Origin of the sequence: Pseudoalteromonas atlantica (genome assembly GCA_007988745.1) — a bacterium.
Classification (GTDB): Bacteria; Pseudomonadota; Gammaproteobacteria; order Enterobacterales; family Alteromonadaceae; genus Pseudoalteromonas; species Pseudoalteromonas atlantica.
This window is the reverse complement of sequence record BJUT01000005.1, coordinates 1-20338: the sequence shown is the minus strand read 5'-3', so window position 1 is coordinate 20338 and position 20338 is coordinate 1. Positions and strand designations below refer to the sequence as shown.

Genomic DNA, 20338 nt, shown 5'->3' with positions numbered 1-20338 from the left:
TATTAAAAATTTAAATTAAGATGCAGTATTGAGTGCTTTATGGCGCAATAGCGACCAGTAAGCGGTTGCAAAATAAATAATGGTGCAAATAAAACATGCAATTTCAAACTGAGATTTATTTCCTGCGTAAATGCTCATGCTGTCACTAAAAAACATTACTTGGCTGGCAAAGCCAAAAATAATAAGTAACGAAACAGTCGACACGCCATTTAACACTTTGGTTAGCATTGAGTTATCAGCAACTGGAGCTTGAACGTTTTCTGCCAGTCCTGCTTGGTACTCTTTAATGTCTTGCTGCTCTTGCTCTTCTGCTGCAATTTCTTTGCTGTAGTCTTCACCTGCGCCGTATTTTTTAGCCAGTAGCGTGTAAATAACAATGGTGAAAATCCAAGTAGGAATAAATAAGTAGTAAAACGACATTACATCAATCGCATTTAAACCAAAGCCAAACACAAGTGCTAATGCCCAAGAGGCAATGGCTGGTACGCTACGTGTAATGTTTTTGTATTTAGCCCAGTAACGGGTTAAACCAATTTTAGGAAATAAAACATGCTCGGCAAATACAATGCCGCCTACAGGTACTACTAATAAGCCTGCGTAAGTTAAAAGCGGTAACATTTGCGAAAATACAAACGGGAAACACGCAATTATAACGGTTACAACACCGACAATTGCGGTAGTGCGCTCGCGCGATTGGTCAACAAAAATAGATTGTGCTGCAAGGCCTGCACGGTAAAGGTTAGCGTTAGCTGTAGTCCAGCCCGCAATAATTACAATAACAAAGCCTGTCCAGCCTAATGCGTGGTAAGCAACGTCACCTGGGTCAAGTGATGAAATAGTTGTTTTAAGTAATACCGCAACACCTGCGCCCATAATACCAGCCGAGATCCATGCTAAGTAATGGCCAAAAAACATACCTACGCCTGAAAACAAACCGTAGCTTTTGCGTTTAGCAAATCTAAAAATTGCCATATCAATTAAGCCAAAGTGGGTAATAGAGTTTGCAGCCCATGCAAAACCAATTACCTCTAATAAGCCAATACCTTTTTCGCCATCAGCGGTGGTACCGGTCCAAATAGAAGAATCCCCTATCGCCATAAAGTCATCAAACCCTGTTAGCGTGGTTACTCCTAATACATGATTAGAAAGCTCAGGGAACAAGGCAAACGAACCCGCTATAAAAATAACAAATAACCATGGCGCACAAATTTTAGAAAAATCAGCAACGGTTGAAAAACCATACATAGCCACAAATACAACAATAGAGCCAACCGATAATACAATGGCCACAAATGCTAAGCTGTTAGGGTACCAATCGAGTTGCGCGGGTATATCAAACAAAAACCGCACTGCGGTTGCCGATACCGTGATCATGGCGGCGGATATCACACTAAATATGACCACGTTTGCCCAGTTATAGAGCTTGGTCATTGAGTTACCCGCAATTTTATTTAGGTAGTTGTATAAACTTAAGCGTGTTTCTACCGCAATTGGAGAGGTAATTAACCACCACGAACACATAGCTAATAGGTTACCAATTAATAAACCTAATAGAATGTCGATGGTCGATGCGCCTAATGCAACAAAGGTTGCACCAATAACAAACTCGGTTGCAGCAACGTGTTCACCAGCGTATAAACCGGCAAAGTGCTTCCAACCATGAAGCTTATGATTAGCAACGGGCAATTGCTCTTCGTTAACATCGTTAAATGTTTGTGTGTGTGGACTTGATGCCATGGTATTTTCCTATTGTTTTAAGCACAGCCCTAACTAACCTGAACTCTGGATAATAAATCTATCTCAAGCAGCTATTTCCAGCGCTAACTACGTTAAATTTACTTGCAATAGGCTAGCTATTGACGCGTAATTTCGCCTTGTTTTCACTGTAAATCTCTGGCTAGAGAAAATAAACATAGATATCACTTTTGATTTAATATGTTAGTAAATCTCTTAACCAAAGTTCAGGTTAACTATTAATTTAAATAAGTGTTTTTTATTTAAATTAATTGTTAGTAAATCACCGTGCCTTTTTATAATGCTACTACTATAACTACTTAATAATTAATGCATTTTTACGTTAAGCTTTGTCAGTGTCATAAAGCTCAACGTTGATATTCTATTACTGTGTTTGTAATGCTGGGTACTGCTTATAAAAATCATCCCAATGCGTTAAATGCGCTACCTCTGGGTAAGCTTGGTGAACAAAATTCACTGCATCTTGCATATGCCCACCCCCGCTGTAATGCAAAACCTGCATATTGGCGGCAAGTGCGGCGCACACGCCGGCTTTTGAATCTTCAATCACTAAACAATTTTGTGGCTTCACACCCATTTGCTCAGCGGCATGTAAAAATAAATCGGGCGCTGGTTTACCATTTTTTACCTCACTTGAGGTAAATACCTTATTAAAGTGTTGCGATAAATTAACCACATTAAGCGCTTTAGCGGTGCGTTTAGGGCTACTGCTTGTTGCAATACAGCAAGGTACAGATAATTGCTCTAGCACGTGTTTAATGCCGTTAGTTGGCATTAATGCAGTTTCGAACTCGTTTAATAATGCTTCTCGATAATCGGCTTCAAAGCTCTCAGCTAAGGTCACGTTAAAGGTATCGAATAAGTTTTGGGTAACTGTTTTAAAATTACAGCCCAAAAAATATTGTTGTACATAGGCTCGGTCAATATTAACGCCAATCTCTGCAAGCATGTTTATTAACACTTGCGCGCTTAATATTTCGCTATCTATAACAACGCCATCACAATCAAAAATAACTAATTCTATTTTAGTATTCATACTGCCCCTTTTTATGCACCTAGTTTGGTGCAACCTTGACTTGAGCATAAGCCCAGCAAGTGAGCATATTCTCTTTATTGTTATAATAAGTCAACATCTTGTTAGTGAAAAACGCACCACAGTGGTGAATATTTATTCATTAAATATGAAATTGTCTGTATTTTCATTGATTTCAAAATTGCAATTACGACTAAGGTCGAACATTACAAAACGGCTATTTAGAAAATAGAAGGCAGCACGCAAACAACAATCTAAATTTGTGATTACCCCAATCTAAACAATCAATTTTACCGAACTCACTTTTGTTAATACACTCGTTAACAGTTAAACAGCCAGCAACACTGCCGGCACTTTTATACAGATGAGGTCGACAATGAATACTCAAAAAAACACGATTAATAATAAATCTACGTTAACGCTAAGCGCATTAGCTTTAGCAATGGCATTACCTGCAAGTGCCGCAACTACCCTTACTAAAGACAACGGCGCAGCTGTTGGCGACAACCAAAACTCTATTACCGCAGGTGAGCGCGGAAGTGTATTACTTGAAGACGTACACCTAATTCAAAAGCTACAACGTTTTGCACGTGAGCGTATTCCTGAGCGTGTAGTGCATGCGCGTGGTACAGGTGCACACGGTGTGTTTGTAGCGTCTAAAGAATTAGATGACTTAACAATTGCTGCACCGTTTGCAGAAGCGGGCAAAGAAACTGATGTATTTGTACGTTTTTCATCAGTAATTCACTCAAAAGGTAGCCCAGAAACACTACGCGACCCACGTGGTTTTGCTACTAAGTTTTACACCGACCAAGGTAACTGGGATTTAGTAGGTAACAACTTACCGGTATTCTTTATTCGCGATGCGATTAAATTTCCAGACATGGTTCACTCGTTAAAACCATCACCGGTAGATAACATTCAAGATCCTAACCGCTTTTTTGACTTTTTCTCATACGAGCCAGGTTCTACTCACATGTTAACGTGGGTATACAGCGACTACGGCACACCAGCAAGCCTACGTAAAATGGACGGCTGGGGCGTACATGCTTACAAAATGATTAATAAGTCAGGCGATGTTAAATACGTTAAGTTTCACTGGGTAAGCCAACAAGGTATAGACAACCTTGATGCTAAAGAAGTAAACGAAGTGCAAGGTAAAGACTTCCAACACTTAACACGCGACCTATACAGCGAGATTGGTAAAGGCAACTTCCCTAAGTGGGATCTATACATTAAAACCCTTGATCCGTCGCAGTTAGATGACTTTGACTACAACCCATTAGATGCAACAAAAATGTGGTTAGACGTTAAAGAAACTAAAGTAGGCACCATGACCCTAAACCGTATGCCAACTAACTTCTTCCAATCTACAGAACAAGTTGCAATGGCACCGGCAAATGTAATTCCGGGTATTGAGCCATCTGAAGACAGACTTTTACAAGGGCGTGTTTTCTCTTACGCCGATACGCAAATGTACCGCTTAGGTGCTAACCACCAACAATTGCCAATTAACCGTGCAAAAGTTGAAGTGGTTAACTACAACCAAGACGGCGCAATGAACTACGGTAATACAACTAGTAACGTGAACTACCAACCAAGTCACGAAAACGTTGCAGAAAACCCAATTGCACGCAGAAGTAACACAGAGCTTAAAGGCTACGTACAACAAGCAGCAATTAAAAAGCAGCAAAACTTTGCTCAAGCGGGTGTACTTTACCGCAGCTTTAGCAAGCAAGAGCGCACTAACTTAGTTAACAACTTAGCCGGCGATTTAGGCAAAGTGAAAGACAGCAAAGTTATGCACAAAATGCTTAGCCACTTCTACAAAGCAGATAGCGAATACGGTACACGCTTAACTAACGCTGTAAACGGCGACATGAAACAAGTTAAGCAACTAGCCGCTAAGCTTTAATATTTTACCCAACCTGTAAGTTATTGAGGAAAGCCTAGCTTTCCTCTTTTTTAAAAAGGTAAACAGTATGCGTAAATTACTTATTATATTTACTTTAGTGATGAGCTTTTCAAGCTTTGCCAATGAGCCACAAAGCCCTGTAACAGAACAAAGCACCGCCCAGTCGCAATACGACAGCTTACTTGCTTATTACTTTGCAGCCGCACGTACCGACGACACCACCGTTATAACGCAATTTGTTGATGCTGGCATTCCTATTAATAGTTACAACAACAAAGGTTACACCGCGCTAATGATTGCCACCTACCACGGCAATAAAAATACGGTAAACACCTTATTGCAACTAGGCGCTAATGCATGCCTTGAAGACAACCGCGGTAACACAGCCCTAATGGCCGCCATATTTAGAGGCGAATTTAGCATAGCTAAAACACTTGTAGGCCTTGATTGCGATAACGCACATCAAAACAAAGCCGGTCAAACAGCCGAGCAATTTGCACAAAAATTTGGCCAACAAAAAGTGCTCGACTTATTAGCACAGGTAAACAGTAAATCTAATTAACCAACTTTTAATATACCCATTAGCCCGTTATTGTTAGTGACAATAAGGCTAAATTAGCAGCCAATAACAAGGCTCTAGCAAAATAAGTAGTACCCTTTAGTTATTTAAACCTTCCTCTCGCCCCATTTTATCTGGGGCGTGGTTTAATACCAACGCCAATAAATAGCTGATCTATTTTACTTGCTAAACAACTCATTTCTTTGTTGTAATTTTCGTCGAGGGAACAACCACTTACATCAATTTACGCCTAGGACTGAATTGTTTATTCGGCGTAAAATTTAGAACACATACTTAATGGGGTTGGTATAAACAACGCACACCCCTCTTGCTGAGACTGGTCTAACCAGCTATTGTTTTTACCTGTGTACTTTATATGGTAAATAATAATTCTAATGACCGCACCACACTTTGAGCACACCACTATTACCTGTAATAACAGGCAAACCCTAAGCGCCCGTGTATTTACACCCACCAGCCCTATTAAAGGTGCGGTGATGATTGCCCCTGCAACCGGTATAAAACAACAGTTTTATGCAAACTTTGCTACTTACTTACAGCAACATGGCTTTGGCGTTATTACGTTTGATAACAGTGGCATTGGCCAATCGCTTAACCGCAGCATTAAAAAAAGCAAAGCCAGTTTACAAAGTTGGGGTGAGCAAGACATGCCTGCGGTGCTTGAGCATTTGCAAAGGGTATTTCCTAATACTCAGTATCATTTAGTGGGTCATAGCGCCGGCGGGCAATTAGTGGGGCTAATGCATAACGCTAACGAGCTAAGCTCCGCGTTTAATTTTGCTTGCTCGTCGGGTAAATTAACTAATATGAGCTTAGCGTATCAGGTTAAAGCGCACTTTTTTATGAATGGGGTTATTCCTCTTAGTAATGCCTTGTTTGGTCATACTAAATCGCAGTGGTTTGGCATGGGCGAGCCACTACCTAAAGGCGTAGCTAAACAATGGCGCAAATGGTGTAACGCCCAAGGGTATGTGCAATCAGCATTTGGTGATACCGTATTCCAACACTGTTACAACACGCTTTCTATGCCCTCAATATGGGTTAATGCTACCGATGACGATATTGCTAACAATGCAAATGTTGCCGATATGCTCTCGGTTTTTCCTAAATTAAAAGCACAAACCCTAACCTTAAACCCACACGACTATGGTTTGAAGGAAATTGGCCATATGAAATTTTTTAGCAAAAAATCTGACGGATTATGGCCACTTGCGCTTAACTGGCTAAACAAACACAGTTAAAAAAGGATGCGTTTACTCCGTAAATTTGCACCGTTAATTTACGGCGTTAATTTGCTTTTTAACTGGTTTTTCACGCGTTACGAAATAGCATACGAGTGAGCCGCCAGTTACCATTATTACTCCTTGCCAAAACGAGGCACTAAGGGTAATTGATAAATAAAGCGCCGAAATAATCGCTGAAAAAACCGGCGTAAAATACGAAAGCGTACCAAGCAACATTAAGTTACCGCCAATAATAGCTTGGTTCCAAAGAGCATACCCGCTGCCAACAACCACACCAGCTAGCACAAGCGTTACGGTCGCGTGCAGTGTAAAGGTCATTTTTGGCTCGTCACTTAATCCATACAACACCCATAAGCTTAGTGCCGTGGCGATAAAAAACAGCACAATGGCATTTTGCCCATTGCTATTTTTTTGAGTAATTACACAGTAAACAGACCAAATAAAAGGCGCTACAAACGCCAACAAGTAGGCCGTTGGGTTACTGGCAAAATTGCCCATAATACTATTAAGTGATAACCCACTATCGCCACCAACGCACCAAGCCACACCAAAAAAAGCAAGCAGCATACCTGGGTAAATCCAAACACTTACTTTACTACGGTTAACTATAATACTGAGCAAAATGGTAAGTGTGGGCCATAAATAATTTATAACTGCCATTTCTACCGCTTGGTGGCGATTATTAGCAAGCCCTACAAACAGCGCTAAACACACCTCGTAAAGTGCAAATAAAGCAGTACCCCAAATAATATAGCGCTTATTAAACCCAGCAAACTTAGGCCGCCCCATTACCAAAATTAAAAACAGCGCGCTTACACTGTACATGAGTGCCGCCCCTCCTATGGGGCCAAATAACTCCGAAACATCCCTGAGCAGAGCCACTAAACAACTCCATAATAAAATAGCGGCAATGCCATAAAGCGTGTATTTATGATTAGAAAAAAAGTCCATTAACTACCTAAAAGTACTACTTACGTTTGACGTTACGCTAACAGTAATTAGTGGGTTAAACAATTGTTGCTCATCATTTATTGTTATAAAGATGTTTTTGGCCTGCACTTAAGTGTTTGACCTTTTGGTCAGTAAAGTTACAATCATTCAACACGTTAAAAACAGCATCGCCATAATGAGCACACAAACAAAGCCAAATAAAAAAGAACTCACCCGAGTAAAAAACCAAACATTAATACTCGATGCCGCCGAGCAATTGTTTTCTCAGCTTGGTTACGATGGCACCAGTATGAGTATGGTTGCTAAAGAAGCAGGCGTTCCTAAGGCCAATATTTTATATTATTTTAAAAGCAAAGACGGCCTATACGAAAACGTAATAGACCGCATTATTGCACACTGGAACTTAGGCTTAGATAACGTAACCCCTGAGGACGACCCTGCACATGTGCTGTATCACTATATTAAAAGCAAAGTCATACTTGCCGTAAACCAGCCGCTGCAATCACGTTTATTTGCCAGTGAAATACTGCGCGGCGCTCCTTATTTGCAAAACTACTTTAGAACCAACACACGCCCGTGGGTAAAACAAAAGGTAGACGTGTTTCAGGCCTGGATAGATGCAAACAAAATGGATAATGTTGACCCTTACCATTTATTATTTACCATTTGGTCAACTACGCAGTACTACGCCGATTTTCAGGCCGAAGTGCTACTGGTTATGAACAAATTAGAATACGACGAAACCGATGTGGCACAAATAACGCAATCAACTGCCCACATAATTTTAAAAGGTATTGGTTTAAAAATACCTGAGCACAGTGAGGCTTAACCCATGGATAATTTTACCACCCCAGACTTATTTGACGATCACCGCAATAGCGTACAAGTCGCCGACAGCGGCCTGCACCACTTTGGTAAAAAAACCACATTTAGTGGCCAAGCAGTTACCGTTACCTCCCCAGACGATAACTCGTTTGCCGCCGACATACTGCATGAAAACGGCAAGGGTAAAGTACTGGTTATTGACGGCTTTGCTAGCAAACGCTTTGCTTTTATAGGCGATATTATGGCGGAGCGCGCGTTAAAAAACGGCTGGGAAGGCGTGATTATTAACGGCTGTTGCCGTGACATTGAAATACTTGCCACTATGGATTTGCCGGTTATGGCACTTGGCTCAACCCCGCGCAGTACATTAAAGCGTGGCTTTGGAGATAAAAATCAAACAGTGACCATGCTTAGTACCACAATTAACCCTAACGATTGGCTATACGCCGATGTAAATGGCTTAATTATTAGCCCTAACGCATTACTATAAACGCCACACTTGCAACCAAGTTGGTGCAATCACGCACCAACTTGGTGTGTTTTCACCTCTAAATTACGCCTTCTTTAATACTTATATTTTTATAAATATCTGCTAAACCCCATGTAAACCAAACAAACCTGACCGAGCGGACAACTTTATTGCATTTGGCATTGCTTTTGCTTAGCTTTTAGGCAATATAATAGCTAACCGATTAAAAAGCGGATCAGCCTCTGTAAAATAAAAATAAGATGTTACGCAGTGGGCTGAAAAATAATAATAACTAATTCGTCTTTTTAATCACTCTAAATCTGATTATAACCAGTTGGTCAGATTTACTTTATAACGAGTGGTGATATGAGTACCAAAACACATAATAATTTTACCGGTATTTTTTGTGACCATGGCCCTAACGCATGGCAAACACAAACCCACGGCAAACTTGTAAATAAGCGCCTTGCGGTAAAAGATGTATTTGCTGTTAAAGGCGAGCGCAACAGCGCGGGTAACCCAAGCTGGTTTAAAGCAGCAAAACCTGCACAGCAAACAGCAAGTGCCGTAAACAAACTAATGAATGAGGGTTGTCGCTTTACAGGCTTTACCCATACCGATGAGCTGGCCTACAGCTTAGAGGGCAATAACATTCACTATGGTGCAGCACAAAACCCAAAACTTAAAGGCCATGCAAGTGGCGGCTCAAGTATGGGCTCGGCTGCGGCTGTAGCGGCTAACTTAGCCGATATTGGCTTAGGTACTGATACTGGTGGCTCTATTAGAATACCGGCAAGTTATTGTGGCTTATTTGGCATAAGGCCAAGCCATAACGTAATTGAAAAAGATGGCCTAATACCGCTAGCGCCCCCATTTGATACCATTGGCTGGCTTACGCAAAATGCAGAGCTGCTAAGCGATGTAGGCAATGTACTGTTACCAAATCAAGCTATTAATAACGTTGATACTTTAGTTATTTGCGAGCCATTATTTGAGCTGGTTGACCCTGCATTACAAGCCCCACTTAAACAACTGCTTGAAAAAACCAAACCTTATTTTAAACACCATAAAGAATTTGAACTGCCTAACAGCAGCTTATTAAGCGAACTGGCTGACAGCTTTAGAATACTGCAAGGGCGAGCAATCGCAAAAACGCATAAAGATTGGCTTCAATTGCCAGGGCAACTTCCCCAGTTTGCTCCGGCAATTGCGGCACGTTTTAACATGGCGCTTGCCCTAACCGCCCAAGAAGAGCAAGAAGCACTAAATGTACAAACCCAGTGGCAAACACTAATCGCTAAAAACCTAAACACAAACAGCTGTTTATTTTTGCCAACCACACCCACAACTGCACCTAAATTGGGCGCCGACACAAGCGCCTTACGCATGCAAATAATCACCTTATCGGCCATTGCGGGCTTGAGCCGCTCGGCGCAAGTACACTTACCATTGGCTAATTTAGAAAATGGCCACCCGTATGGGTTTTCATTAATGATGAGCCACGGCAACGATAAAAGCCTACTTGCCTGCGTACAACAATTAGCTGCCCACTTTAAACAGGACACACTTGCATGAGCACACACAACATTGCCTTTACTGCCCCGCATTTTGCAGCAACCGAGGCAGGCACCTTAATACTAAAACAAGGCGGTACAGCCACCGAAGCCATGGTAGCGGCAGCGGCTGCGATTAGCGTGGTATATCCGCATATGAACTCAATTGGCGGCGACAGTTTTTGGCTTATTGATAACCCAAACCAAAGTATACCCACTGCCATTGATGCCTGCGGGCGCGCACCAAACGATATAAGCGCCTATAGCAATGAGCCACACATACCAGAGCGCGGCGGTTTAAGCGCGCTTACTCAGGCTGCAACACTTCGCGGCTGGCAAAAAGCCCTTGCGGTAGATGAGCACGCAGCTCTTTCGCTAAGTACTATTTTAGCCCCAGCCATAAAGCTCGCGCGCGAAGGCTTTACAGTGTCTAAAAGCTTGCAAGCAGGCTGCGAAAAGCTTGCCACTGCTTCAAACACTAATGCTGCATTCAAAGAACTTTACATACCTAATGGTAAACCGTTGCAAGCGGGCCAACATTTTAAAAACCCAAAACTTGCCAGTACCTTTGAGCACTTAGCCGAGCATGGCTTAAACGCCTTTTACCAAGGCCCTTTAGCAGAGTCGTTTGCAAACGATTTAGCTGCCGCAGGCAGTGCAATTACACGCGCTGATATTGCCAATACGCAGGCCGATTTAGTAACGCCGCTCAGTGCTAATTTATCGGGCATACAGTGTTATAACTTACCCGCCCCCACACAAGGCGTACATTCTCTGCAAATAATTGGCGCTGTTAATAAACTAAAACATTTAGCAAAAACAGAGGCTGATTGGATGCACTTAATTGTTGAGGCAACCAAACAAAGCTTTACTCACCGCCCTACACTTTGGGCAGACCCAGACGCGCTTGGCGATGATTATAAAAACGCATTAACTGATGAGCGCTTAAATGCGCTTGCCAGCAATATAGATATGAGCCAAGCCAAGCAATGGCCATTTAATGCAGAGCCAGGCGATACCGTTTGGATGGCCGCACGGGATAAAAACGGCCAACTAGTAAGCTTTATTCAAAGTGTTTACTGGGAATTTGGCAGCGGCATTTTGATGAGCGAAGGCGGCTTTGTGTGGAATAACCGCGGTTTAAGTTTTAGTTTAAATAGCAACGATGCCAATGCCTTAAAAGCGCATAAAAAACCGGCTCATACACTCAACCCTGCTTTAGCAAAATTTGACGATGGTCGGCGCCTTGCCTACGGCACCATGGGCGGCGAAGGCCAACCACAAACACAAGCTGCTGTATTTAGTGGTTACGCATGGCGTAATAAATCAATTACCCAAGCAGTAAGCGATCCGCGTTGGTTATTAGGGCGCACCTGGGGCGATACAAGCACAAATTTAAAGGTAGAGCAAAGCTTAGTAATTCAAGTTAAACATGAATTAAATCAACGTGACCACGACTGGGTAAGCGTTGATAATAACAATGAAATGATGGGTCATGCAGGTGCCATTTTAGATACGCCTACCAGCCTTGAAGCAGCCACCGATCCTCGTTCAGATGGTCGCGCAACAGTAACTACAGCAGGAACACAATGACAGAAATAATAAATCAATGGCCGATTATAGCGGCCTTAATAGCAACCGGTATTTTTGCAGGTATTTTAGCAGGCCTATTTGGTGTAGGCGGCGGCATAGTAATTGTGCCTGTGCTGTACTTTTTACTGCAAGGCTTTGGCGTAAGCCCTGAGTCGGCCATGATGATAGCCACAGCGACATCGCTTGCCACCATAGTGCCTACTTCTATTTCGTCTATTCGCTCGCACCATGCAAAAGGCAATATCGACCTTGCTTTAATTAAATACTGGGCCCCGTTTATTTTGGTAATGGCCGTTATATGTAGCTACTTAGCTCATTCTATACGCGGTAATGCGTTGGTACTTATGTTTGCCTGTATTGCCATTTTAGTAAGTTTAAACATGTTATTTAGAGCCGGCGCGCCTGCCCTTGTTAGTAAATTACCAGGTAAATTTGGCCAAGGCATTATGGCAAGTATTGTCGGTGGTTTATCGGTAATGATTGGCATAGGTGGCGGCACTATTGGCGTACCCATGCTAAACGCGTTTAACGTACGTGCTCATGTTGCCGTTGGCACCGCTGCTGTATTTGGCTTATTAATTGCGCTACCGGGCGTTATTACTTTATTAAGTATTGGTACTACACCCACCGATGCGCCGCTTGGCACGTGGGGTCTTGTAAACCTACCTGCTTTTATACTTATTATTCCGCTTACTATTTTGTTTGCCCCTATTGGCGTAAAAATTGGTAGCAAGCTAGATCAAAAACAATTAAAACGCGCCTTTGCCGTTGTATTAATGATAACGGGCATTCGTATGCTTATTCAGACTCTGGGAGCCTAAAACATGTTTAGCGACACGCAAATTCAAACTTTAAATCCGCCACAGCGATTACTCATGGGCCCAGGCCCAATAAACGCAGATCCACGCGTGCTACGTGCTATGTCGGCGCAGCTAATTGGCCAATACGACCCAGTAATGACCGGTTTTATGAACGAAACCATGGCCCGCTATCGCGAAATTTTTAAAACCAAAAACGAATGGACCATGTTAGTTGATGGCACATCGCGCGCAGGCATAGAAGCCGTTTTATGCTCTATTTTACGCCCAGGCGATAAAGTACTGGTGCCCATTATGGGCCGCTTTGGCCACTTGCTTGCTGAAATAGCCGAGCGCGTAGGCGCAAAAGTACACACCATAGAAGTCCCGTGGGGCGAGGTATTTACCCCCGAACAAATAGAAAAAGCCATTGTTGATGTAAAACCCCATGTACTTGCTATGGTACAGGGCGATACCTCTACAACCATGAACCAACCACTTGAAAACATTGGCGATATTTGCCAAAAGCACGACGTATTATTTTACTGCGATGCCACCGCTTCGATTGTAGGTAACGATTTACCCGCCGATGAGTGGAAACTCGATGCGCTTTCGGTTGGTTTGCAAAAATGTTTAGGTGGCCCGTCTGGCTCTGCCCCTTTAACACTGAGCGATAAATGCGCCGATTGGATCCAAAAACGCAAAAAAGTAGAAGCGGGTATTCGTACCGCGCAGCATACCGACGGCACCGAGCCATTTGTACGCTCAAACTACTTTGATTTAGGCATGATCATGAATTACTGGGGCGAAGAGCGCCTTAACCACCACACAGAAGCCACCAGTATGCTGTATTGCGCATCAGAATGTGCTCGCATTGTTATTGAAGAAGGCGTAGATAACTGCGTTGCCCGCCACAAGTTACACGGCGATGCCATGCTAACGGGTATTCAAGCGCTGGGCTTAAACGTATTTGGCGACTTAAACCATAAAATGAACAACGTAGTGGGTGTTTATATACCCGAGGGCATTAATGCTGACCACGTACGCGGACAAATGCTAACCGACTTTGGTATTGAAATTGGCACCTCGTTTGGCCCGCTGCATGGCAAAATTTGGCGTATTGGCACCATGGGTTACAACGCCCGTAAAGATGCCGTATTACAAACATTGGCAAGCCTAGATGCCTGCTTACACGCCAATGGTTACAAAGGCCCTAAAGGCGAAGCCGCTATTGCCGCCCTAGCCCATTATAAATAAAAAAAGGATTTAGCATGACGATTGCAAGCCCCCTCCATGAGCCATTATTAAACAGTGAGCTGGCTAATAAATTTGCCGCGCGCGCGTTATTGCGCTGTAAAACGCTCAGTGGCCTATCGCAAATGCAAGGTGGCATTCACCGTGTGTATTTATCTAAAGAGCACAAAGAGTGTAACCGTGTCACTGCTGAATGGATGGCTGAGGCGGGCATGCAATCGTGGCAAGACGAAGTCGGCAATTTATGGGGGCGCTTAGCATCATCTAACCCAAACGCTAAACGATTAATTATTGGCTCACACCTAGACACCGTACCAAACGCCGGTGCATTTGATGGTATTTTAGGTGTGCTACTCGGTATTGAAATAGCCGCCCTTGCACACACGCTTAAGCTTGATTTACCATTTCATTTAGATGTAGTGGGCTTTTGTGATGAAGAAGGCACCCGCTTTGCCACCACGTTAATTGGCTCAAAAGCACTGGCGAACGAGTTTGACCCCCAGTGGTTAAATATACAAGATACAAACGGCATTAGTATGCGCCAAGCCATGCTTGATTTTGGCCTAAACCCTGATGATTACGCTAAAGCCGCCCTTAACAAAAACGAATTACTCGGTTATTGGGAAACCCACATAGAGCAAGGCCCAGTGCTTGAATCGGTAAACCAGGCGCTAGGCGTAGTAACCGCTATTGCTGGCGCCAAACGCGCTATGATCACCCTAACAGGCCAAAGCGGCCATGCAGGCACTACGCCAATGAACTTACGCCAAGATTCGTTAGTTGGGTGCGCCGAGCTTACCCTTGCCATAGAGCAACTAGCAAAAAACGCGAGTAATGGTGAAGTAGCCACCGTAGGGCAAATTCATGCTCGCCCAGGCGCTACAAATGTTATTGCCGGTAAAACGACCATAAGCCTAGATGCACGCGCACAAAATGATACCGACCTAGCAGTATTACTTAATGCAATACATACCCGCGCCGATCAAATTGCTACATCGCGTAATTTAACGCTTGATTGGCAATGGACACATGCGGCCGACGCCGTAGCGTGCGACACTCAAATTCAACAATTGTTTAGCAGTGCCTGTAAATTGAATAACCAAGCCTCGCCTTCACTTGCCTCTGGCGCTGGGCACGATGCCATGGCTATTGCTCCTATTTGCCCTGTGGGCATGCTATTTATACGCAGCCCTGGCGGGATAAGCCATCACCCCGCAGAAGCTGTTATTGATGAGGATGTAACAAAAGCCCTTAGCGTAATGTACAGCGCACTCATGCTGTATGTAAAAGAGTTAGAAGAGTAACTAACGGTTATTAAACGCAGGGTAGGCTATGTGCTGTTAGCTTAGCCCTGCGTATTAAACGGGGCTGTGGTTATTAAGTAAAGCCAGTATTTAAAATCGGTGTTTAAAACTTAATTAAGGCTTAAGCCAAGCTCATTTAAACTCGCTTCAAAGCGCTGCCATTTTCTATTTATTTTACGCTTAGCCGATGAGCTCACGTAATTACTAATAGGAAAAAACTCAGTATTACCAATATCATCAACAACAACACACCGCTCAATGGTGCCGTTATTATTAACACACGCTATATTGCGTGGTTTTATTTCTTTAGTGATCACTAAATTGTGTAATAAATAATCTTTTAAATTTAATAGTGGCTCGGCTAAGGCTTCACTATTTGGCTGATTTAAATAATATTCTAGCGTTTTAGCCGGCTGATTATTTGCATCAATCACTAAGTCAAACACGTACCCTGTGCCAATATTGGTGTGTACCGTACCATGGTATCGCGCTAACAACTGCCACTGAATGTTCCGGTTACTAAGTCGCTTATAATAAGCCAGCTCTTGATCTTGCTCCTGCGAAAACCCTTCATGGCTTACTTTTATACATAAATTATGTGCCTCAGGGTGCCTGCAACACGTTCTATGCGCCCCTTTACCTACAATTAAATCGTCGTTCAATGAGATCAAACCAATTTTCGTCCTAACGTAAATTTACAAATACCAATTCGCTTAATTAAGTAACCTATTTGGAGGATTGGTATAAAACGAGGTAAATAACACACCATAAAATTGCACGCTTAGTATTTACATCTATTAATGCAGCTTTTATTACTATGTCAGTAATAAAGTAGGTACATTCGTTAAATAAGCCGGCCATTTTAACTATAAATTAGGGTTTATCAAGGTAAATTAGCTACAGTTTGGATGTATTAAAGACTAAGGTAGATTTGCTTTTGTATTATTATTAAAACGAATATCAGGCTATTGAGATAAGGAAGAAGAACAAAAAATTTAGATTTGTTCGCGGTAGTTAACCAAGTCTTACAAATAAATATTTAGATAGTAGAAGCCCCGTTTTTACTATCTAAATACGCCGGTATATAGCTAAACCGACTTTGTATATTTGTATTCGCATGATACAACAGCTGCACATAAGCCACTAAAAGCTAAAATACAAACTGCAGAAACTGCACCCCAAATTGACATTATCATCACAGGTAAACCGGCATTTGGTGCAGACATAACTATTCCATTCCCTAAATCTTTAGGTGCGCCAAGGTTAGAAAAAACACCAAATAAACCAATGCAAATAGCTATAAAAAACAGTATATAACTCAAAAACCCAAGCACTCTAGAAGCGATAAGCAGGCCCTTAAGGTTTTCTGTTTTAATTGTTGAGTACGGGTAAAGTTTCATATTCATCCTTAATTTAATTACTTTTATTATTGTTCTGAGCGAATGTTCATTATTCACACAAGCAAACTTAAAAACAAGTAGGAGCAACTTAAAATAGCCAAATTCACCAAGTAGTTAGCCAAGCATGTTAAATTTATAACTAAGCATTAGATGTATATTGAAATAACAGAATTGCTTTAGCTAACCTTCACTAAAAACATTTATTTTGCAGTTATTCGGGTGGCTACATAAAACTAATTATAGGGCCACCCGCTTTAATTTTTATAGTTACTCAATCGTTACTTTTGCATCACTTACCCATGTTTCGGTTATCGCCTCTTCGCTTTTATCAACCAAATATGCGCGTATGCTTACGGGGTCGTTATTGCTCTGTTTGTAGTCAAATGCTAATCGCCATTGGTTGCTACCCACTATTGGGTAAGCACCAATTGGCTCAAGTATTTCGCCGTTACTGGCTTCAACAATAGGCTTTATGCCGCTTTCTCTATCTAGGCCTTTAAATACTGGGCCTTCAAAATCAATCACCATTTTGTTTACGCCCTCAGGAATAGGCTGGCCAGGAATTCCGCCCTGTCCTTGGCGAGTATTAACAACACTTGCTAGGTTTTTTGATTTTGGATCGAGTGGACGCCACTCAATATCATAAGAAAAGGTAAACTCATCGCCTTTACGTACCTCTTTTTCAGGCACCCAATAGGCAACAATGTTATCAAACGTTTCATCTTTAGTTGGGATTTCAATTAGCTGCACAGCGCCTCTCCCCCAATCACCCGTAGGCTTGATCCACGCTGATGAACGCTTATTGTAAAACACGCCGTCGTCTTGGTAGTTATTAAAGTCACGGTCTCTTTGGATTAAACCAAAGCCTTTAGGGTTCTCATCAATAAAGCTATTGGTCGACACCGACTGCGGATTATTTAACGGTCGCCAAATATACTGGCCCGACCCAGTATGAATCGCTAAGCCATCGCTGTCGTGAATTTCTGGACGCCAGTCTTTCGCTACCGTTTTATCTTTTTCTGAGTACCAGTACATGCTGGTTAGCGGCGCTATACCTAAGCGCTCAACATCGGCGCGCATATACAAATTAGCACTTACAGAGGTAACATGCCCTTTGGCCTCTTTGTTGTCTTTACTCAAACCAAACCGATAAGCACCTGTAACAGAGGGCCCCTCAAGCAATGCCCACACAGACATGCTCTCACCTTTATTTTCTGCAGGGCCTAACCAAAATGCCGAAAAGCGTGGAAATTCTTCTGGCTCACTCATACCGGTATTTATTGCAATACCGCGAGCCGACAACCCATATTGCCCCTGAGGGCCATCAGTTCTAAAATAAGACGCCCCCAAAAACGATATCCAATCTGGTTTTATATCAGGGCGCATAATTCTAAAGCCTGCGAACCCAAACCCTTCTGGCAGGTCGTCGGCAGGGCTATCTTCAGGCATATCAAAAAGTGCATTACTAAAAGGCAGTTCTTTAACGTTGTTTTTATCATCTCTGATGAAAATACTTACCGGCTTAGGAAAATATCGCCCAGGGTAAAATAATTGCACCGGTGCCTTTTTGCCATTTGGGTAGAGGGTTTCATCTTCTTTAAAGCGTATTTTCCAATGTTCGTCATAGGTAATTTTATCGATAAGCTCAGGTGCTGGCACTTCCACAGGCGTATAAGGCTTTTTGGCAGAGGCTTTTGCCAACGCTTTTAAGTCTTCAAAAGTAAACTTAGCACTTGCTTGTGCTTGCGCCGCGTGTAACGACACAGAGGAGGCAATAATAGCGGCAATAAATAACTTTAACTTCATAAAAAGTATCTCTAATAAAGGGAGTCTAAAAATAAGCGCCCAGTACGAACGCCTAACTTAAAATGCGTGTAAAGATATTACACACCGCAATATGAACTCGCGTTTACTAAAATAACGTTATTTGGCGAAGCTTCTATGCTTAGCTGTGTTTGGGGGATTGTGTTTGAATAGCTGTATTTAATAAATGCGGCTGATATAGCTTTTACTTAGTTTAAGCCAGTTAGTGCTTTAAAATCGAAATACTGATCTGTGCGTCGCTGCTACGCTCAGTATAAATACCTGACTAGTAAAAGCCTCATAAAATTAGCTAATTAGTATGGTGTTCAGCCAGTTATTTACTAATGTCTTTTCGATATTTTGTTATACCGCTGGCTATTTCTTTCCACCAGTTGTTAGCCCCAAAATGCAATAACTTGTACTTAGTTGGTTTAACTCTGCCTGCGTTTGCAATTATTAACTTTGATAACTGCTCAATATCATAGCCAGTCCACTCAGGTATTGGCTGTGCAAAATTCTGATTAACAGCAGGGTAAACCTCATTCCAGTAGATATACTCTAATTCTAAAATTGAATACTTAGATTTAGCACACGTAGCTATAGCGTTTTCTAGCTCATCAGATGGCTCAATATCCATCCAAAACATTTGCAACGCATCCCAAATAGGTTTTCTATCTTCTGAATCTAATCGTGGATTATCCATAAGCCACTAACGCCTTGTAAAGTTTAAAAATAAAACCTGCCATTAATAACAAAGTGAACTATTTTCTGTGTTCAGCTATTTAAGTATGCTTGTTATTGCTACAGGTTAAATAGCTTTTCGCATTTTATTTAATAACTCGTAGCATGCTTTATACAACAGTATTTCCATGTCTTCGTTATGATACAAAGGGCCCCAACGAAAAAAACTTCTTAAGCTAAATTTTTTAGCTATGAATTCGCGCCATGTAATAGACTTGGAAACACTAAACGTTTTAATCGTCTTATTGTGCTCAATGTTATACAAGCGCGACACTAATTTAACTTTTGGACGCCAAAAAAGCGGAATAATAGCAGTATCAAAATCCACAGTGAATGCATCGCCACCATGCAAAGTAACTATAACCACATCTAAACCAATATCTGACTTTTTGGGCTCTTTAATAGACGAAATACTATGAAGGCAAAAAACCTCTTCAAGTTTTTGGTGCATATGATCTTCAAGTGAATCGCCCGTTATATAAAAAAACGACTCTACCTTAGAAAAGTGGCTATTATTAACTACAGCTAACGATCCCAAATAAACATTAGGCTTTTCAGCGCTAAACCAATCGAATAGCAAATTCAAATTCCTTTCTTACTTATGCCAAATAAATAGGCTGCAAGATTGTTGGTTAAGGTTAGAGTGAGATAGCAAAACCAGCAGCTTAGGTTCTGATTAACAATTTTTATTACGCTAAATTTTTTACTACGTAATTGAATACCAAGTAGCGTCCCTAATAAAACAGCGATTACATGCAGCAAAACTGGAATCAAATATATTAAAGGCTCCATTGTTATTTCCAACAGTATAGATAGTAAGGCACCGACACTTAAGTTAATAAACCAATAAACAGCCGCAACTAAAAAGGGGTATATATACGGACTCACTGTTTGCCTATACCCTAGATATAAATAAACGATTAAAGAGGCTACAAAACCGAGGACGTATTGAGTATAAATGTATGATGTGCTTTGAATCATCTCATCAAAGCCAACAATCTTTGTTGCTATTGTTGATAAGGCAACTAGCAATAAATACAAGCCTACTGAAAAGACTAAAACCCTAGAGTATTTCACAATAATCCTTTAGTAATATAATTAGGCCGTAGATTTGAATGCTA

Annotated in this window: 19 protein-coding genes; 10 read left to right on the top strand and 9 right to left on the bottom strand. The window is 41.8% G+C overall.

Features of this window, described 5'->3' with window-relative positions; genetic code table 11:
• Nucleotides 1-15: 15 nt before the first annotated feature.
• Nucleotides 16-1737: a purine-cytosine permease family protein gene (locus PAT01_RS04135; RefSeq protein ID WP_126009271.1), complete on the bottom strand. Its 1722-nt coding sequence runs from the start codon at nt 1735-1737 to the stop codon at nt 16-18.
• A 382-nt stretch (nt 1738-2119) separates the two neighbouring features.
• Nucleotides 2120-2791 carry an HAD family hydrolase gene (locus PAT01_RS04130; protein ID WP_055255470.1) on the bottom strand — a complete coding sequence of 224 codons (672 nt, stop codon included), beginning with the start codon at nt 2789-2791 and terminating at the stop codon, nt 2120-2122.
• 373 nt (nt 2792-3164) lie between these two features.
• Here PAT01_RS04130 and PAT01_RS04125 point away from each other — a divergent pair, with 373 nt between their 5' ends.
• The 3 genes from PAT01_RS04125 (at nt 3165) to PAT01_RS04115 (ending at nt 6524) form a co-directional block, all read left to right on the top strand.
• Nucleotides 3165-4703 carry a catalase gene (locus PAT01_RS04125; RefSeq protein WP_004587093.1) on the top strand — a complete coding sequence of 513 codons (1539 nt, stop codon included), beginning with the start codon at nt 3165-3167 and terminating at the stop codon, nt 4701-4703.
• 67 nt (nt 4704-4770) lie between these two features.
• Nucleotides 4771-5265 (top strand): ankyrin repeat domain-containing protein, encoded by a 495-nt coding sequence (locus PAT01_RS04120; RefSeq protein ID WP_154944862.1) that lies wholly within the window; start codon nt 4771-4773, stop codon nt 5263-5265.
• A gap of 392 nt (nt 5266-5657) precedes the next feature.
• The gene (locus PAT01_RS04115; RefSeq protein ID WP_154944860.1) at nt 5658-6524 is read left to right on the top strand and encodes an alpha/beta hydrolase family protein; all 867 of its coding nucleotides are present in this window, start codon (nt 5658-5660) and stop codon (nt 6522-6524) included.
• Nucleotides 6525-6557: 33 nt separating this feature from the next.
• Here the strand turns inward: PAT01_RS04115 and yddG are convergent, their stop codons facing one another.
• Nucleotides 6558-7478 (bottom strand): aromatic amino acid DMT transporter YddG, encoded by a 921-nt coding sequence (yddG, locus tag PAT01_RS04110; RefSeq protein WP_024032801.1) that lies wholly within the window; start codon nt 7476-7478, stop codon nt 6558-6560.
• 175 nt (nt 7479-7653) lie between these two features.
• Between yddG and PAT01_RS04105 the strand changes: the two genes are divergently transcribed.
• The 7 genes from PAT01_RS04105 to PAT01_RS04075 all read left to right on the top strand — a co-directional run bounded on the left by PAT01_RS04105 (nt 7654) and on the right by PAT01_RS04075 (nt 15273).
• A complete protein-coding gene (locus tag PAT01_RS04105; protein ID WP_024032802.1) occupies nt 7654-8307 on the top strand; it encodes a TetR/AcrR family transcriptional regulator in 654 nt (217 codons plus the stop codon).
• Between the two features lie 3 nt (nt 8308-8310).
• On the top strand, nt 8311-8793 hold the full coding sequence (locus PAT01_RS04100; RefSeq protein ID WP_154944858.1) for a putative 4-hydroxy-4-methyl-2-oxoglutarate aldolase: 483 nt from the start codon (nt 8311-8313) through the stop codon (nt 8791-8793).
• 345 nt (nt 8794-9138) lie between these two features.
• The gene (locus PAT01_RS04095; RefSeq protein WP_154944856.1) at nt 9139-10347 is read left to right on the top strand and encodes an amidase family protein; all 1209 of its coding nucleotides are present in this window, start codon (nt 9139-9141) and stop codon (nt 10345-10347) included.
• Nucleotides 10344-11918, top strand: a complete 1575-nt coding sequence (locus tag PAT01_RS04090; RefSeq protein WP_154944854.1) for a gamma-glutamyltransferase family protein — start codon at nt 10344-10346, stop codon at nt 11916-11918. The genes PAT01_RS04095 and PAT01_RS04090 overlap by 4 nt, the downstream gene beginning before the upstream one ends.
• Nucleotides 11915-12739 carry a sulfite exporter TauE/SafE family protein gene (locus tag PAT01_RS04085; RefSeq protein ID WP_004587085.1) on the top strand — a complete coding sequence of 275 codons (825 nt, stop codon included), beginning with the start codon at nt 11915-11917 and terminating at the stop codon, nt 12737-12739. Before PAT01_RS04090 ends, PAT01_RS04085 begins: the two co-directional genes overlap by 4 nt.
• Before the next feature lie 3 nt (nt 12740-12742).
• Nucleotides 12743-13972, top strand: coding sequence for a pyridoxal-phosphate-dependent aminotransferase family protein (locus PAT01_RS04080; protein ID WP_154944852.1), 1230 nt, complete (start codon nt 12743-12745; stop codon nt 13970-13972).
• Nucleotides 13973-13986: 14 nt separating this feature from the next.
• Entirely contained in the window at nt 13987-15273 is a 1287-nt protein-coding gene (locus tag PAT01_RS04075; protein WP_154944850.1) for an allantoate amidohydrolase, read from the top strand.
• A gap of 110 nt (nt 15274-15383) precedes the next feature.
• Here PAT01_RS04075 and PAT01_RS04070 read toward each other — a convergent pair whose 3' ends face one another.
• The 6 genes from PAT01_RS04070 to PAT01_RS04045 form a co-directional block, all read right to left on the bottom strand.
• Entirely contained in the window at nt 15384-15944 is a 561-nt protein-coding gene (locus tag PAT01_RS04070) for a YrbL family protein (protein WP_186807268.1), read from the bottom strand.
• A gap of 417 nt (nt 15945-16361) precedes the next feature.
• On the bottom strand, nt 16362-16730 hold the full coding sequence (locus tag PAT01_RS04065; protein ID WP_318299735.1) for a hypothetical protein: 369 nt from the start codon (nt 16728-16730) through the stop codon (nt 16362-16364).
• Between the two features lie 210 nt (nt 16731-16940).
• Entirely contained in the window at nt 16941-18479 is a 1539-nt protein-coding gene (locus PAT01_RS04060) for an OpgD/OpgG family glucan biosynthesis protein (protein ID WP_154944846.1), read from the bottom strand.
• Nucleotides 18480-18810: 331 nt separating this feature from the next.
• Nucleotides 18811-19179 (bottom strand): DUF7079 family protein, encoded by a 369-nt coding sequence (locus tag PAT01_RS04055; protein ID WP_121638329.1) that lies wholly within the window; start codon nt 19177-19179, stop codon nt 18811-18813.
• A 105-nt stretch (nt 19180-19284) separates the two neighbouring features.
• A complete protein-coding gene (locus PAT01_RS04050; RefSeq protein WP_318299734.1) occupies nt 19285-19803 on the bottom strand; it encodes a hypothetical protein in 519 nt (172 codons plus the stop codon).
• Nucleotides 19800-20294 (bottom strand): hypothetical protein, encoded by a 495-nt coding sequence (locus PAT01_RS04045; protein ID WP_318299733.1) that lies wholly within the window; start codon nt 20292-20294, stop codon nt 19800-19802. Before PAT01_RS04045 ends, PAT01_RS04050 begins: the two co-directional genes overlap by 4 nt.
• Nucleotides 20295-20338 lie beyond the last annotated feature (44 nt).

Excerpts from the sequence above, each read along its gene's own strand:
- PAT01_RS04105 (WP_024032802.1), top strand. The coding sequence starts at position 7,654 with ATGAGCACACAAACAAAGCCAAATAAAAAAGAACTCACCCGAGTAAAA.
- yddG (WP_024032801.1), bottom strand. The coding sequence starts at position 7,478 with ATGGACTTTTTTTCTAATCATAAATACACGCTTTATGGCATTGCCGCT.
- PAT01_RS04115 (WP_154944860.1), top strand. The coding sequence starts at position 5,658 with ATGACCGCACCACACTTTGAGCACACCACTATTACCTGTAATAACAGG.
- PAT01_RS04120 (WP_154944862.1), top strand. The coding sequence starts at position 4,771 with ATGCGTAAATTACTTATTATATTTACTTTAGTGATGAGCTTTTCAAGC.
- PAT01_RS04075 (WP_154944850.1), top strand. The coding sequence starts at position 13,987 with ATGACGATTGCAAGCCCCCTCCATGAGCCATTATTAAACAGTGAGCTG.
- PAT01_RS04125 (WP_004587093.1), top strand. The coding sequence starts at position 3,165 with ATGAATACTCAAAAAAACACGATTAATAATAAATCTACGTTAACGCTA.
- PAT01_RS04080 (WP_154944852.1), top strand. The coding sequence starts at position 12,743 with ATGTTTAGCGACACGCAAATTCAAACTTTAAATCCGCCACAGCGATTA.
- PAT01_RS04085 (WP_004587085.1), top strand. The coding sequence starts at position 11,915 with ATGACAGAAATAATAAATCAATGGCCGATTATAGCGGCCTTAATAGCA.
- PAT01_RS04055 (WP_121638329.1), bottom strand. The coding sequence starts at position 19,179 with ATGGATAATCCACGATTAGATTCAGAAGATAGAAAACCTATTTGGGAT.
- PAT01_RS04095 (WP_154944856.1), top strand. The coding sequence starts at position 9,139 with ATGAGTACCAAAACACATAATAATTTTACCGGTATTTTTTGTGACCAT.
- PAT01_RS04130 (WP_055255470.1), bottom strand. The coding sequence starts at position 2,791 with ATGAATACTAAAATAGAATTAGTTATTTTTGATTGTGATGGCGTTGTT.
- PAT01_RS04100 (WP_154944858.1), top strand. The coding sequence starts at position 8,311 with ATGGATAATTTTACCACCCCAGACTTATTTGACGATCACCGCAATAGC.
- PAT01_RS04135 (WP_126009271.1), bottom strand. The coding sequence starts at position 1,737 with ATGGCATCAAGTCCACACACACAAACATTTAACGATGTTAACGAAGAG.
- PAT01_RS04090 (WP_154944854.1), top strand. The coding sequence starts at position 10,344 with ATGAGCACACACAACATTGCCTTTACTGCCCCGCATTTTGCAGCAACC.
- PAT01_RS04060 (WP_154944846.1), bottom strand. The coding sequence starts at position 18,479 with ATGAAGTTAAAGTTATTTATTGCCGCTATTATTGCCTCCTCTGTGTCG.